The organism is Magnetospirillum moscoviense (assembly GCF_001650635.1).
In the GTDB taxonomy this organism is placed as follows: Bacteria; Pseudomonadota; Alphaproteobacteria; order Rhodospirillales; family Magnetospirillaceae; genus Magnetospirillum; species Magnetospirillum moscoviense.
The window spans coordinates 1-14,179 of record NZ_LWQU01000175.1; the positions used below are offsets into that span (position 1 = coordinate 1).

The 14,179-nt window shown below is 60.2% G+C and carries 14 protein-coding genes and 2 pseudogenes; 10 read left to right on the top strand and 6 right to left on the bottom strand.

The genetic code is table 11. The features are described from left to right. Positions 1-283: pseudogene (locus tag A6A05_RS16770) on the top strand (transposase); the annotation flags it as partial. A 949-nt stretch (positions 284-1,232) separates the two neighbouring features. Here A6A05_RS16770 and mamC read toward each other — a convergent pair. From mamC to mamG, 4 genes are all read right to left on the bottom strand, one after another. Continuing rightward, a complete protein-coding gene (gene mamC, locus A6A05_RS16780) occupies positions 1,233-1,610 on the bottom strand; it encodes a magnetosome protein MamC (protein ID WP_068503817.1) in 378 nt (125 codons plus the stop codon). A 29-nt stretch (positions 1,611-1,639) separates the two neighbouring features. Further along, positions 1,640-2,584 carry a magnetosome protein MamD gene (mamD, locus tag A6A05_RS21895; protein ID WP_068503819.1) on the bottom strand — a complete coding sequence of 315 codons (945 nt, stop codon included), beginning with the start codon at positions 2,582-2,584 and terminating at the stop codon, positions 1,640-1,642. 120 nt (positions 2,585-2,704) lie between these two features. Beyond that, entirely contained in the window at positions 2,705-3,040 is a 336-nt protein-coding gene (gene mamF, locus A6A05_RS16790; protein WP_068503821.1) for a magnetosome protein MamF, read from the bottom strand. 14 nt (positions 3,041-3,054) lie between these two features. Beyond that, positions 3,055-3,333, bottom strand: a complete 279-nt coding sequence (mamG, locus tag A6A05_RS21535; RefSeq protein WP_068503822.1) for a magnetosome protein MamG — start codon at positions 3,331-3,333, stop codon at positions 3,055-3,057. 636 nt (positions 3,334-3,969) lie between these two features. Between mamG and mms6 the strand changes: the two genes are divergently transcribed. The 4 genes from mms6 to A6A05_RS16815 all read left to right on the top strand — a co-directional run bounded on the left by mms6 (position 3,970) and on the right by A6A05_RS16815 (position 7,327). Then, complete coding sequence (gene mms6 / locus A6A05_RS21025; protein ID WP_068503824.1) at positions 3,970-4,425, top strand: magnetic particle specific iron-binding protein Mms6; 456 nt, start codon at positions 3,970-3,972, stop codon at positions 4,423-4,425. 12 nt (positions 4,426-4,437) lie between these two features. Next, complete coding sequence (gene mmsF / locus A6A05_RS16805; protein WP_068503825.1) at positions 4,438-4,761, top strand: magnetosome protein MmsF; 324 nt, start codon at positions 4,438-4,440, stop codon at positions 4,759-4,761. 175 nt (positions 4,762-4,936) lie between these two features. Further along, positions 4,937-5,980, top strand: coding sequence for a hypothetical protein (locus A6A05_RS16810; protein WP_068503840.1), 1,044 nt, complete (start codon positions 4,937-4,939; stop codon positions 5,978-5,980). Positions 5,981-5,983: 3 nt separating this feature from the next. Further along, positions 5,984-7,327: a heme biosynthesis HemY N-terminal domain-containing protein gene (locus A6A05_RS16815; RefSeq protein ID WP_068503827.1), complete on the top strand. Its 1,344-nt coding sequence runs from the start codon at positions 5,984-5,986 to the stop codon at positions 7,325-7,327. 98 nt (positions 7,328-7,425) lie between these two features. On the opposite strand, the pseudogene A6A05_RS16820 reads toward A6A05_RS16815, so the two are convergent. Next, positions 7,426-7,743: pseudogene (locus A6A05_RS16820) on the bottom strand (Tn3 family transposase); the annotation flags it as partial. A 754-nt stretch (positions 7,744-8,497) separates the two neighbouring features. On the opposite strand from A6A05_RS16820, the gene A6A05_RS16830 reads away from it, so the two are divergent. The 5 genes from A6A05_RS16830 (at position 8,498) to A6A05_RS16850 (ending at position 12,596) form a co-directional block, all read left to right on the top strand. Then, on the top strand, positions 8,498-9,931 hold the full coding sequence (locus tag A6A05_RS16830) for a hypothetical protein (RefSeq protein WP_068503831.1): 1,434 nt from the start codon (positions 8,498-8,500) through the stop codon (positions 9,929-9,931). Between the two features lie 271 nt (positions 9,932-10,202). Further along, on the top strand, positions 10,203-10,583 hold the full coding sequence (locus A6A05_RS16835; RefSeq protein ID WP_156521113.1) for a hypothetical protein: 381 nt from the start codon (positions 10,203-10,205) through the stop codon (positions 10,581-10,583). A gap of 2 nt (positions 10,584-10,585) precedes the next feature. Further along, positions 10,586-10,942, top strand: coding sequence for a hypothetical protein (locus A6A05_RS16840; RefSeq protein WP_068503835.1), 357 nt, complete (start codon positions 10,586-10,588; stop codon positions 10,940-10,942). Positions 10,943-11,058: 116 nt separating this feature from the next. After that, a complete protein-coding gene (locus A6A05_RS16845; protein WP_068503837.1) occupies positions 11,059-11,613 on the top strand; it encodes a recombinase family protein in 555 nt (184 codons plus the stop codon). Between the two features lie 152 nt (positions 11,614-11,765). After that, positions 11,766-12,596, top strand: a complete 831-nt coding sequence (locus A6A05_RS16850) for a DNA adenine methylase (protein ID WP_082911035.1) — start codon at positions 11,766-11,768, stop codon at positions 12,594-12,596. Positions 12,597-12,915: 319 nt separating this feature from the next. Here A6A05_RS16850 and A6A05_RS21900 read toward each other — a convergent pair. Beyond that, a partial coding sequence (locus tag A6A05_RS21900; RefSeq protein WP_172822305.1) for a UvrD-helicase domain-containing protein occupies positions 12,916-14,179 on the bottom strand: 1,264 nt, incomplete at its 5' end.

Below are 14,179 nucleotides of genomic sequence, written 5' to 3' on the forward strand. Positions count from 1 at the left end.
GACCACGCTGGGCCTCGACATCCGCGTTGTCGTCACCAGCCTGGCCACCGGCTCGGCCGAATTCATCTACGACACCTTCTATTGCGCGCGCTGATGCTCACCCTCCGTGACGCCATCCCCAAGACTCATGCCCTGGCCAACGCGGAGTTCACCACCATCCGGCTCCGGCTGCTGAAATTGGGCGCCCGCGTCATCGAGACCGCCTCGCGCATCCGTCTCGCCTTCGCCGCAGCCAGCCCCGATCCGCCACCTCGCCTCGGCGCTGATGCCCGCCGGACCGTGACCGACGGGGCCGTCATTGCCCCGATCAATCCCGCCCGACAACTCCAGACCCCGTCCGCCTGCCCATCACATCACCCAGACGACCGAAAGGCCGTCGTGGTCAGACGTGCCAAACGTCAGGCGACTACGGGGGCATACAATTCTGAGCGCCCTGGTGAATAGGACGGGTTAGATACATCGAAGGTGAATATGACTGGCATGTAAAAAAGATAAAATGAAATGTAAATGGTATTGGTATGATCTTAATGTACATACCTTGTATATATTCGATATTGTAGACTATTTTCTTTACTCCCCCCCCCCCTAAGCGTGTAATAAATTGTGACGTTCAGGGTTGATGCGCGATTGATCGGGGGGCGAGATGCTGTTGTCGAATGTTGGAGGAGGGAAGGCGGTTGCAATGGCGCCAATGGTTGGCAAGACCGTCGCGATCGGTGTTACCGCGACTGTCGGTTGGGGTGTCTTGTCGGTCCTGGCTGTCGCCGCATTGGGCAGTGTCTATTTCTGCCGCAGGTTTGCTGGGACGCTTGACCAGCCTGTCAGCGATCTTGAGGGTTAGGGCAAAACGTTTCCCTCCGCCGCGCAATGCGTGACGACGATTTGGCCTCGCTTGCCGACAAGATTGCCCAAGCCTGGGGTTACGGTAATGCTGGGGACGCACAACAAGAGCGGGCGCTTGCGCAGTTGATTCTTGCGGAATTGCGCGAGATCAATGCTCATGGCGGGGGCCGGGCAAAGGGCATTGCAGGGGCTGTCCGTTCCGAAACTTCGGTTAAGCTCATATACTGCCCAGAATGCAATTGTATCCTGCGGGGTTATGCTGCGCTTGCTCGCCATCGCCCGTTTTGCGTCATGGGGCACGCAGGTAAGATCTGCCGAAATGGAAAGCACAAACACCGGTGAGTAGGGGTACCCGCCGGTGTCTGAATGCCGTGAACCAGCTCGATATTTCAGGCCAGTTCTTCCCTCAGAATGTCTTCGTCGGACGCTGTCGCCTCAGCGGACTTGCCGTGACGCAATTCCTTCTCGATGAAATCGACACCCAGGTCCCAGGCGTATTTGGCGGCGACGCCGGCGATCAGGGCGGTTCCCAACGAGACCGCCAACCCACCGCCGACGGCGGTGGCGGCGACAGCGGAGAAAGCGGTGGCAAGCCCAGCGCCGGCTGCTTCCTTGCCGGTGTCGATGGCCGCTTCTGTGCCGGTTATCTGCTTGTCCTTCAAAAGGCGGGCATTCTTGGCAAGGGCGGCGGCGCCACCGACAATGCCGCCGAGAATGCCGATTCCAGGGACGGATTTCGCCAAATACGGCGCAAGTTGAAAGCTCATCGCTGTGGTCCTTAATTCAAGGGTCAGGCTTATTCCTCGCCGACAGCCGCCAGAAGAGCGTCATCGGAAACATCGGGAGCGCCATGGCGGCGGCGCGCCCAGGTATAAAGCGCTGCAGCACCCGCTAGGCCGATGGCCCCCAGGGCGAACGGCCCCCAGGCGCCGAGGCCCAGGCCAAGCCCGAGGCCAACACCTTTGGCGGTCAGCATGGCGCTGCCAGCGGTGGCGGCAGTGACGGGGGTGATCGTACTGGCGCCCGTTGCCATCAGGGCGGTGGCGGATCCGGCCCCGATAGCCGCCGCTCCGCCCGTGCCGGTGACGGCGGCGGGTACGAACTTGGCGGCGACGGCGCCGCTGCCCACCGCCTTGCCGACCCCGGTCGCCATGGGCTTCAGGACCAGGAATTTACCGGTGGTGCCGCCAATGACGGGGCTGGGGGCGACGGTGAAGGTCTTGCCGACCAAGCCGCCGGTCTGGGTCATGGCGTTCTGAATGTTGATGGCCACCATATCACCACCGCCAACCGGATTCAGATAGAGCATGCCCGCCGCTTTGGTTCCGGCGGCTACGGGGGGCTGGGCGACGATGAAGCTCTTACCCGCCAGGGCGGGAAGCTTGATGGCCGCGCCGGTGCCCTCGACCTTCATCATGACCAGCTGACCGGTTCCGGCCACGGCAGCGCCGGTCTTGGCTCCCGCCGCCGGGGTCAAGGCAATCCAGTTTCCGATGCCGCCGATGGTGGTCGGGGTCTTTCCGACCAGAACGGTCTTTCCCACCAGGGCCTGCAACTCCGTCACCTGCCGTGCCGCGTCCAGTTTGACGATGATAGGGGCCTGCCCCGCGACGGTTGGGGTGATGGTGGTCAGATTGGTCGTGGCCGAGACTGACGAGACCGTCGCCGTCTGACCGGCAAGTGCCCCGACCTGGGACGCCTGCATGGCGCTTTCGACCTTGGCGAGAAGAAGGTCCTGCATGGTATTGGCCTTTCCTGAGACGAAACTGCGCCTACATGGTAGGAGCCGCTTGGGACTCCAAAGCAAAGGACATCGGCCGCGTGCTTGCGCTGCTGTCCGGGTCCGTTAGATCACTCGCCGTCAGATCAGGGCGACGACATGGCTGATCAGGGGCAGACGCCAGGTGCGGCGCAGCGCCACCGAGGCCAAGCCGACCACGGACAGCACCAGGACGCCCATGGACGAGAAGCCGAAGAGCCACTTGCCGATGCCCGGCAGATGCAGCGCGAACATGGCCAGGACGCTCCACATCCACAGCACCAGCCCCTGCTTGGCATGAAAGTACACATATTCGTCATCGCGGCTCATAAGCAGCGGAACGAAGCAGAGGATGCCCAGATAGCTAGCGCCCGCCATCAGATATGAACGGCAGTTGCCGCCAGCGGTTTCAGTTTCGATCAAAATAGTCTCGGCCATTGCTTTGTCCTCTCTTAAGCAGGCTCGGCGGAGGCCTCAGCCAGCGCTTTGCGATTCATCAGATAATCATATAGGGAGGCGGCGCAAGCCAATCCGGCAACGCCGAAAAGAACGGGACCCCAGGCCCCGAGGCCAAGCCCCAGCCCCAGGCACACCCCCTTGCCGGCCAGCAAGGTGTTGCCGACAGCAGCGGCAGAAACCGGATGGGCGGCAATTCCGCCGCCGACGCCAAGTGCGGTTCCGCCAACTCCCGCGATGCCCTTGATCATCTGATCTCCGACCAGAGTATGCATGATTCCCCCTCAGCCCCTTGAAACTGACGCGGCAAATGTAATGGAAAGCAGATGGTAAGCAAAGTGAAAACTTATTGAGAATAAATCTCAATTTCTGTCGGGGTGGTTTCAGGCGACGGGGGTGTGCAAAAATAGAGTTATTCCTTATGCTGTCGTGGGTGTTTAGGTGGGGCTGACTGGGCTTCATCAGTCGATTCCCTTCCTGGTCATCGCGGCGTGCCATGCCTGCCAAAAGGGGTGCTTTGCTCACTGTGGCAGATTTCTGTGGGGGGGGTTAAGGTGGTGGTGGTCATTGGCGTTAAGGGATCATCCCGTGCTTACTCTTTGGGATTTGTCGGCAATTATCGGGCTTGTGGTTTTGGTGGGAGCTGCGGTGCTTCGCTATGTCCACAAGAACCGCGACAGCGGGGCCGGGTGCAGCGGGGGCTGCTGCCAAAACCCGCGCAAAGGCAAATGCGAATAACTTGCAGCAGGTGGGTGTGATGCAAATAATAGTCGCTCGCAACTGCGGCGTGGTCGTGTCTTTAGCTCCGTAACGTGTTGTCTTATTAGGCAACCTCATGGTATTGGATTGTCATGTCTGGTGAGGCTGATATTTTTCAGTCCCGTGCTACTTGATTGCTAAGGAGAACTCTTGTGCCTGCTCAGATCGCCAACGGAATGGTTTGCCCCCCTGGGGTTCCGGTCGGAACCAAGGCCGCCGCCCTGGGTGAAATGGAACGCGAAGGCGCGACTGCCAAGGTTGGCGCGGGCAAGGTTGGCGCTGCCAAGGCCGGAGCCGCGCCCGCCGCTGCGCAGACTCAGGCTGTCGCGGCGCAGGGGGCTGGAACCAAGGTTGTCGCGGCGCAGGGCGCTGGGGCCAAGGCCGCTGCGGTTGGTGTTGGGAAGGTCGGTGTCGGCGCCAAGACTGTCGGCGGCACCATCTGGTCCGGTAAGGGGCTTGCTCTGGGCCTCGGTATGGGCCTTGGGGCTTGGGGGCCGCTCATCCTCGGTGTCGTCGGGGCCGGGGCGGTCTACGCCTATATGAAGAGCCGTGATATCGAAGCGGCACAGAGCGATGAAGAAGTCGAACTGCGCGACGCGCTGTCCTGAAGGGGGTGGATCATGGTTGAAGCAATCCTTCGGAGCACTCTTGGCGCGCGCACGACCATCATGGCGGCGCTGTCTTATCTCAGCGTCCTGTGCTTTGTTCCGCTGCTGGTGGATCGGGACGACGAGTTTGTCTACTTCCATGCCAAGCAGGGTTTGGTGATCTGGATATGGGGCGTGCTGGCGCTGTTCGCGCTGCATGTTCCCGTTCTGGGGAAGTGGATTTTCGGGTTTTCATCCATGGGGGTCCTGGTATTCTCCCTTCTGGGCTTGGTCTCCGTGGTGTTCCAGCGGGCATGGAAACTGCCCGTGGTCAGCTGGGTGGCCGACCGGATATGAGGTTCGGCCTCGGGTGATTTGCGTCTGATGCCCGGCACCGCCGGGCATCAGCTGTTTCAAGGCCGTTCCCTCGATAATTATAATGCCTTGCCAAAGGGATCGGTGATCGCGAAAATCGCCGTTGCGGGGCGGTTGTGCCCGGTTGCATGCCGCGCAGCTAGCGGAAGCGGAGCCAATGGACATCAACGAAAAGGCACAGGCACCGAGTGGTCGCCGTCCGGATCGACGCCGGGATGGTGGTGGCCAGGTCCTGGTTCTGTATCTGGCCATCGCCGTGGCCGTAGCCGTGCTGGCATGGCCTTGGCTGGCAACGCGCCTTGGGGATATTCCTGGCTCATTGCTGTCCCGGATAGGTGACGGCGGATCTGTTGGCGCTCCGCGTCCCGCGACCCTGGATGAACGGATGGATATGGTGGAAGCCGCCCTGGCTCCCCTGGCTATGCGGATCGCGGATGCCGACCGGCGCCTAGCCATGCTAGAGGCTAATGCCCGCACGGCGGGGGACGCCCCTCGTAACGAGGCGGCTGGTGTTTCCCCCGATCCGGCGCAGATGTCTCGGATGGCGGCGGAGATAGCAGCGCTTAAAGGGGATTTGGAGATTGTTCGCAAGTTGGCGCCGGATGAAGGGGGCGCAACCAAGCTCTCCGGTGCGGTGGAGAAGGCGGAGGCGGCTTTCCGACGTATCGCCGAGCGGCGGGATCGCGCGCCCTTGTTCCTGGCCGCGCTCGGGCAATTGCGGGAAGCGGTTGACCGGGGCAGTCCTTACCCTGCGCAGATGAAAGCGGCCATGATACTGGCGGAGAAGGGCGCCGCCGATAAGCTGGCACCGCTGGTGATGGGCTCGGCGACGGGAATCGTCACCCGTGTGGGTTTGGCCGAAAGTTTTCAGGTGACGACCGCCGCGGCACGCAAGCTTGATGTCCCCGCGGATTCCGGTTGGGTGCTAGCAAATATCCGGCGGTGGCTGGGAGGTGCGGTATTGATCCGACGCACCGAGGGGGGCGAGGAGGGGCTGGATGGTATCTTGAACAGCGCGTCCCGGTTGCTGGCCGGGGGCGATTTGGCAGGGGCTGCCGCCTTGCTCCGCCACGTGGAGGGGCCGTCCCTCGCGGCCATCCAACCCTGGCTGGAGGCGGCGGAGTTGCGTCTGTCCGCGGATGCTGCGTTGTCTGAATTGTCGGCGATGGCCATGACCGCCGCCGCGTCTCGAGACGAGTGATCCATGCTATTACGTCTGATCGTCCTGTCAATTTTCATGTCCCCGGTTGTTTTGGCCACCCTGTGGTTCTCAGACAATGCTGGATCGGTGCAGGTGGAATGGCTTGGCTGGCACGTGGAAAGCAACATGCCGGTTCTTCTGGCCGTGATCCTGGTGGTGTTTCTGATTTTTTCCGCCCTGTCGCGTCTCTCGGCATTGGTGGCCGACGTCCCCTCCAAGCTGGGGAAATCCCGGCAGGCACGGGGGCTGGAAAGAGGCATGAGTGCCTTGCTGGCGGCCCTGGACGCGGCAGAGAGTGGGGATGTCGGCGAAGGCCGCCGTTTCGCGGCCGAGGCGGCGCGGCTGTTGAATAATCCCGGACTCGCCGCCCGCCTGGACCGGCTTTTGCCGCGCCCACCCGCAAAGCCGGTGGCGCCGGCCCGGTTGGAGGCCGCGAAGGGGCGTCTGTTCGCGCGAAAGCCGGCCTCGCCACCACCGCCGACTCCGGTGGTGGATAAGATACAGCCCATCGTCAAGGCTCCTCAGCCTGTCGTCGTTGAGAAGCCCGCCGCCGCTCCCGTCGCTCCCGCCGAGCCGAGCCGAGAGGATTTAGAGGCCTTTTCCGCCAAGATCCGGGCTGGGGAATGGCAGGCAGCCCAGGCCTGGATTGGTGAGGCAGTTCTGGCCGGTCGGCTGACGCCCTTGGTGGCGGTGCGGTGGCGATCGGTGGCGCTTGAGGGGCAAGCTTTGGATGCATCCCCCGGCGATCCCGCTCGTTCCTTGCATCTGGCGCGCGAGGCCATGGCGGCGGACCAGACTTTTCTGCCTTCTGCGTTGCACGTGATCCGGGCCGAGGTTTCCGAGGGACGCAAGGCGGAGGCCGAGACCCTGCTGGCGTCCGTTTGGCGGCATGTTCCTGCTCGAGTGCTGCTTGATGCTTGTGCTCCATTGTGGCGCGGCGAGGATCGGGATGCTTGCCTGAAGAGGCTGGAGGCCCTGGCGGAAATCGCCCCCCATCATCCCGATGGGCACTTGGCCGCAGGAGAGGCTGCCTTTGCCGTTCAGAAATGGGGGGTGGCGCGCCGCCACATCATGGCGGCGTTGAAGATCGCTCCCGATGCGCTGGGATGTCGGTTGATGGCCGAAATCGAGGAAAGGGAGCCTGGAGGGTCTGCGCGGTCGGCCGAGATCTGGCGGCGGCGGGAGCATGAGGCTCCGCTCTCTCCTGCTTGGGTCTGTGGTGCTTGTGGTCGCGTGGTGGAGGCGTGGGCGGCGTGTTGCCCGTCCTGCGCCGGTGTCGCCACCATTGAGTGGACGCGGCCGGCTAAGGCCGATGAGGCGTTGCTGCCACCCGCCGCAACTGCGTAGAGCACGGAGGACGCCGCGGCTGTTCCGCAGCACATGAGGGCAGCGCGTTGTTTGTTAGCTAAACAACGCTAAGGTCGAACCAATCAAGAACGTGGCTGTCAGGCGACCAGACGATGATGATCCAGGTTGAGCGGGCGCCTGGCGATGGGCACGGCGGCGGCGCGATTCCACAGGAAGTCCCCCGATAGACCGATGTGCTCCCAGCTCACCGGCGAGGTGTTGGCCAACAATTCGTCTGTGAAGCGTTCGCCGGTCGCGCGGAGGTGCGCGACCGCGTCGGCCAGGTAGGTCGAGTTCCAGTAGACGATTCCCGCGATGAGCAGGTTCAGCCCCGAGGCCCGGTATTGCTGGGCATCAACACCGCGATCGGCGATCCGGCCCTGCTTGAAGGTGCATATCGCCTGGGTGAGGGTGTGATACGGAATCCGGTTAATCAGTTCGGCCTGAAGGGCTGCGGCCACCGATGGAAGTCTGTGTGGGCGCGAATGGTTTCCCTGCCCAAGGCCGAGCACCTTTCTGCGATCACCGTGTTTCCGCAGCGTTATCATCCGGCGGGCAAGGTGATCCACGTCATCCTCGACAAACACGCCACCCACAAGGCGCCGAAGGTTCGGGAATGGCTGACGCGGCACCCCCGCTTCGTCTTCCGGGGTGGCCAATTCGGGAAGATCGTCGATGCTTCGGAAAGGAAGGCGATCAGGCTTGGACTTCGTCATCGCGCCCCCGAAATCGAACCGTGCGAAACAGACCCCATGCAGCCCCCCCTGTCGCGGGCACCTCGGAGCAACTTGGTATCGCCCCCAGCGCCCGGCAGGTCTTCCTCGATCGAGGGCCGGGATGCGACTTTTGCTCTGGTGATACCCCGGTGATACCCGGCCTCGTCCGGCTGCCCCCAGCCCAGAAATGGAAAACCCCCGAAAGGCGTTACCTTTCAGGGGTTTATAATGGTGCCCAGGGCCGGAATCGAACCAGCGACACTGCGATTTTCAGCAGACGGTGCGAATACTTTGACTGTTGAAATACTTCATCTTGCCCCATACCACCTAGAGCAGTATTCACCTAATGTTTCCATGAAATCCGCCAGTTGCACGAAACCAAGACTGCGATTATCATTTTGGGGCAAGTTTGGGGCAAGCGAATCAATCCTTGCCCATACCCTGGTTACGACTCATGCCGACCTACGTCAACGAGTGGCACGACGATACGCGCCAACTGACCCTTTTCCAACGGCCTTCCGTCCACGAGCGCGGGAGGTTCTATTACCGGCTTCAAATCGCGGGGCAGGCCCGTAAAGAGGGCTTGGTTGCTGCCGAATTCCAGTACAGCCCGCTCCACCTTGCGAGCGCCGGACGACAATTCGATTTTGAGTCGGTGCGCCGCAATGGGCCACCAGAAGAGATTGTCGAATTCGGCAAGCGTATCCTCTACAAGTACCGCGAGCAGGTCGGGAAGGGTAAGCGCCTCAATCCTCGCCGCACCCCAACTGTCTCCGAAGCAGCGAAGGCCTACCTTGACGATCTCCTGGCACTACATGACCTCGGGCGGGTCAGTTGGACCAAGTACGAGCATCACCGGTGCTTCCTTGCTCGGTATGTTGCGTCATACGAGCCGTTTACCAAGCGACCGATTGACGAGATCGACTTTGTAGACCTGACCGAATGGCAACGATGGCGCGACACCTATTGGCTTACCGGCCCTGGCGCCAGCATCGACGCCATTGAGTCGGTTCGGGGCGGCAAGCCGTTCGTGCGAAAAATCTCACCGAAGGAAAAGACCATCCCTACGGCCACGAGCAAGTCCAAGGAATGGGGTTACCTCAAGGCCGTGTTCAAATTCGCCCGCAGTGAAAGACACCTTTCCACGATCCCGGATCACGTCCCAACCACGCCCGAAACCCCGTCGTCACCGTCAAGGGTAACGCCGTATTTCACGGCGCAGGACTGGAAGCACCTGACAGAATCGACCACCATTTGGCTGAACCCGGCGAAGCTACCGGGCGACAACAGACGCATTCGGCAGCTTTGCTGGTGGTTTTGCCTGGTTCTGCGGGCATACGGCCTGCGGGTCGCTGAGGGTTACCAATTGAAGTTCCGCTCCCTGCTCCACGATGTCATTCCAGGCACCGAAGACATGTACGTGAAGTTACAGGTGAACGCGGTTAAATCGAAGGTTCACCCCCGGTCGGTGGAACCGATTGACTCCATGCGGGCGGAGATCACCAACCTCCTCATGAAACGACTTCCCGCGTTCTATCAGGAACAGTATGGCCGATGGCCGGCCTCCACTGATCCCCTCTGGATGCATTCGGATGGCTCCGCCATCCGCACGTTCGAGGGCAGCTTCGACTCTTTGCTCAAGCACGCGAAGATGACCCACGACGTATATGGGCACGACTACGACCTGACCAGCATCAGGCACACCACGATCACAGATGAGATCGAAACGACGGACCTCAGTGTTGGCGTGATCGCCACCTGGGCCGGCACCAGCATCAACATGCTGGATAAAACTTACAACCACGCCACGACCACCCGCGCACGACGACAAGAACGGGAAAGACGCGAGCGCCTACGCGCCATGGCGGCACAGACTCGCTCCACATGAATAAAGCATAACGTCATGCCACCCATTTCATTGCAGGAACCAAGAAGGGGTTTACTGCCCTGAATTGTAAATGGTTAACGGACGTTATTACCCATTGAACGAATCATAGTGCAGCAGGATGATGATTGATGCCTGGTGATTGGCACCCAATCTCAGGCCCGTGAACCCCGCATCGGGTTAGCACGTCATTGGATCAACGACATCGAAGGAAACCCCTTCGGTATCGAACGGTGTCGGCTGCCTTGAAGACGGAAACCAGACAAAGGAACCCATGAATATGCGCACCAGAACAAATATGCCCGAGAAACCTGTTAGGGCCATCATCATCGACCCACGCTCAGAGCGGATTTCCGAACAGGTTGTTTTGCCGACCGATGCCGGGCTGTCCAAGGTCATTGGCTGCCAGTTGGTACAACTGCGTGTGCCTGTGAACGACCACGTGGCTTACACGAATGCCGACGTTCTCCCCCCACTGGAAGAGCGACACTTTGTCTACAATGACATCCTTTTCAGCGGGAGAATGGTAATCGTCAGTTGTGACCTTTACACGCACCTAGACTGCACGCTCAGCGTCGAAGAGGTCGGCAGCAAAGTGCAGTGGGCCTATCCCGTCCTCGCGCGTGACGGCATCCGCTTCGCGGTGGAGGCGTGACCATGGACCATGAAAAGGCTTTCGGTCTCACGCCCGATGACTTCCAACTCCTGGCCGATGCCATCGACGGCGAGGAAAACCCCAATTGCTGGAGCCAGGAGGAAACGATGTGGTCGATCCACTGGCTCATCGGTAACGGGTACTGGCGAACCAAACGACTCGGCCTCGGCGCGATGATGGAAATCTCGCTTTCCACGCTGAACGCCATTGCCGACCTTGAAGATGACAATATGCGCAAGCTTGCCGTTCTCGGGGTTCGCGCTCGTAAGATTCGCGAAATCACCGGCCGTGAACCGCGCGATATCTGGCCCGATCTCGCGAACAAGCCTCTCCAAGAGGTGCTAGAGGCGCTCCAATAGACCAAGCCCTATTGGAGCAGCAGCAGGGCCGGTTAACACACGTCTCAATAGACCAAAAATTGACTTTTGGGACATTTCCCATTAGGATGTTTAGCGTCTATTGAGATGGAGTTGCCATGCTGATCGGTTACGCGCGTTCGAGCAGCATCGAACAGGTAGCAGGCATTGAAGCACAAATCCGCGATCTCCAAGCGGCCGGTTGCGAGAAGGTCTTTGCCGAACAGGTATCGTCCGTAGACATGGCTGCTCGGCAGCAACTTTCTATGCTGCTGGACTACGCTCGTGACGGAGATACGGTCGTGATAACCGACCTTTCCAGACTCGCGCGCTCCGTTTCGCACCTTCTATCGACCCTAGACAGGCTCGCGGCGAAGGGCACGCAGCTACGTATCCTCAACATGGGCATCGATACGGGTACCCCGACCGGCAAGCTCATGTTGACGATTCTCGGCGGCATCAGCGAATGGGAAAGGGAGGTCATGTTGGAGCGCCAGCGTGAGGGGGTTGCGAAGGCCAAGCTGGAAGGGAAGTACAAGGGCAGGAAGCCGACCGCCAGGGCGAAAGCCGAAGATGTGAATCGACTCAGGGCCGAGGGGATTGGCCCCACTGAGATCGCAGCCCGATTGGGCATCGGCCGGGCCAGCGTTTACCGGATACTCTCGCCCAAATAGTATCTACACAAGCATAGCGCCTACACAACCAGAACGAACAAACCACCAGTCAATAAATCAAGTTGCCGCCAAGGCATTTTTATAAATTGAACCAAGAAATCACCGGGTGAGATTGTCATGCAAACACCAACCATGCATGACAAGGACACCACATGCTCTTTCTTCGATACATTGGCGGAAAATACCGAGGTCGGAAAGCCATACTGAACTTGATACCCAAGGATATCCAGTCGATCTGCTCGCCATTCCTGGGCGGGGGTGCCATCGAACTGTCCCTAGCGAAAAAAGGGGTGCAGGTATTCGGCTCCGACAAGTTCGCGCCTTTGGTAAATTGCTGGCAGCAAATCAAACATGATCCTCATGCGGTCGCGGACGCAGCAACGCAGTTCTTCCCTATGACCAAAGACCGCTTCTACCAGTTGCGAGAGTCCTATTGGTCCATAGCGGACCCTGTTCTCCAGGCCGGGGCTTTTTTCGCCATCAATCGTGCCAGCTTCGGCGGATTAACGTTCTGTGGAGGGTATTCGGGGTCGGACAATCGCTTCACGGCATCAGCTATTACCAAATTGCGGTTAGTGACGATCTCCAACGTCACCATTAACCAGGCAGACTTCGAGGACAGCCTCGGCCAACATCCTGATGCCTTCGTTTACGCCGACCCGCCGTACCTTTTCCCGCCGGAGAAGGCCACGTTGTATGGTGTGCGCGGCGACCTGCACCGACAATTTGACCATCACCGATTGGCGGCGGTGCTACGGGGCCGAACTGGACGCTGGCTACTGTCCTACAACAACGACGAAGAGGTCCGCCGCCTTTACCAAGGTTTCCCGATGATCGCGACTTCCTGGGCTTACGGCACTGGCGAGAACAAAACGGGATCAGAATTGCTGATCCTGAGCCACGACCTGGCTGAGAGCTTGGGCCTGACGCTGATTGATCGTACCAGAACGTTGCTCGCCCAAATCATGAAGGAGGTCGCCTAACAGTATTATCGGCGGGGCCGCCGGCCCCGCCGATATTCGGACGATCAACCGACCTTTACGCGGGAAGCTCGCTGGCGCGCACTGTTGATCAGTGACACCAATTTCGGATCATCCTCGCGTACAGCTTTGGCGACCTTTTCGAGGGCGGATACAACACCGTCCATCCCGGGGCCACAGCAGATGGTCGGGCGATTGGGCTGAAGTTCGACAATGATTCGGCCGTACCGAAGTTGCAGATAGAACTGGCCATCATGCTCGAACCACCACGGGCGGGGAGGCTTCGAAACGAGCTTCCGCGAATAAGTGCCGCCCTCCCCCTTCACAGCACGAACCCGTTGGCACACGAAGCCAGAATCTTTCGCGAGACCAATTTGATTCGCAAGAGCATCTGCAAAGATGGTTTTGGGTTGACGACGATGCGATCTTGCTCCGGCAGCACCTCGTCGTCGCATGCCATGACAGCGACAGCGCGGAATTCCAGACCCTTCGCCAAGTGCATGGTGCTGATGGCGACGTGGCCGGTCGGCACCTCCACTGTATCGTCAAGCTCGACGGCGGGAATGCCCGATGCTTTGAGTGCTGCCCTGGCACGCCGAAGCTCGCGATCAGATCGCACGAAAACACCAATCTCGTCAGGCACCACACCGTCTTCGATCAAGTCCATCAGCCAGGATGAAACCTCGCGGATTTCGGCATCTTCATCGTCGCAAACAGCCACTCTGGGAACCGGCCCATCAAACACCGAAACCGTTCCCTTCCGCGACTCGGCGTTGCCATCCACGTCGGTAACGGCGTCCGGAAGCAGGCGGTCTGCCTGGAACCGAATCTGATGGCTGGTGCGATAGCAAACCCGCAAAGTGTGTGAGCGGCCGCGCACGTCCACGCCCAGGGATTTCCATGAAAACGGCTGCTGAAAGATTCGCTGTCCCAAATCTCCTGCCAGGAACAGTCCGTCAGTACGCCCGCCTGCCAAGGCAGCCAGGAAGCGCATTTCAGCCACCGAGACATCCTGGGCTTCATCCACCACAGCAAAGTCAAATGGCTTTGGCACCGAAGCCAGCCGTTCGGTGACCCGCCGGAACACCTCGGCCCAGGTCACCATCTTTCGTTCTGACAAGCCCGCACGCACCTGGGCAAAAATCGACCATAGGACTTCACGTTGCTTGCCCCCAATGCGGGTCTTCCGGCCCAGGCGCGCGACATCGCGATAATCTTCCCAGGTCTGAAGTTGCCAAGCGTCCACCACATCTGACCATTCCCCAAGGAGGAACCTGGGGGAGAACTGACCGGCCGCCAACAATTTCGCTGCCTGCGTCAGCAGGGATTGGATAGTGCTGGACGAAGCAATGTTCGGCTGCCCGAACCACTTGCTGAAGAGGTCATAACCGAGGTTGGTGACCGCACGAACCTCGATCCGGGCAGCCGTCTGTTCATCCGTTAATCGCGCGATTTTGACCTTCAAGGCATTCGCCAGCGACTTCGAGAAGGTCGTCAGAAGCACGCGCGCATGCGATTCGTTCCGGTCAAGAGCGAGGACACCCAGGCCGTTCTCATGCTCCATCGCGCCCGCCGCCTTCTGGTCG

What these genes read in the sequence shown, in the direction of transcription:
- A6A05_RS16830 (WP_068503831.1), top strand. Translation starts at nt 8,498, where the DNA reads ATGCCGACCTACGTCAACGAGTGGCACGACGATACGCGCCAACTGACC.
- mmsF (WP_068503825.1), top strand. Translation starts at nt 4,438, where the DNA reads ATGGTTGAAGCAATCCTTCGGAGCACTCTTGGCGCGCGCACGACCATC.
- A6A05_RS16840 (WP_068503835.1), top strand. Translation starts at nt 10,586, where the DNA reads ATGGACCATGAAAAGGCTTTCGGTCTCACGCCCGATGACTTCCAACTC.
- mamG (WP_068503822.1), bottom strand. Translation starts at nt 3,333, where the DNA reads ATGCATACTCTGGTCGGAGATCAGATGATCAAGGGCATCGCGGGAGTT.
- mamF (WP_068503821.1), bottom strand. Translation starts at nt 3,040, where the DNA reads ATGGCCGAGACTATTTTGATCGAAACTGAAACCGCTGGCGGCAACTGC.
- mamD (WP_068503819.1), bottom strand. Translation starts at nt 2,584, where the DNA reads ATGCAGGACCTTCTTCTCGCCAAGGTCGAAAGCGCCATGCAGGCGTCC.
- A6A05_RS16835 (WP_156521113.1), top strand. Translation starts at nt 10,203, where the DNA reads ATGAATATGCGCACCAGAACAAATATGCCCGAGAAACCTGTTAGGGCC.
- A6A05_RS16850 (WP_082911035.1), top strand. Translation starts at nt 11,766, where the DNA reads ATGCTCTTTCTTCGATACATTGGCGGAAAATACCGAGGTCGGAAAGCC.
- A6A05_RS16845 (WP_068503837.1), top strand. Translation starts at nt 11,059, where the DNA reads ATGCTGATCGGTTACGCGCGTTCGAGCAGCATCGAACAGGTAGCAGGC.
- mamC (WP_068503817.1), bottom strand. Translation starts at nt 1,610, where the DNA reads ATGAGCTTTCAACTTGCGCCGTATTTGGCGAAATCCGTCCCTGGAATC.
- A6A05_RS16810 (WP_068503840.1), top strand. Translation starts at nt 4,937, where the DNA reads ATGGACATCAACGAAAAGGCACAGGCACCGAGTGGTCGCCGTCCGGAT.
- A6A05_RS16815 (WP_068503827.1), top strand. Translation starts at nt 5,984, where the DNA reads ATGCTATTACGTCTGATCGTCCTGTCAATTTTCATGTCCCCGGTTGTT.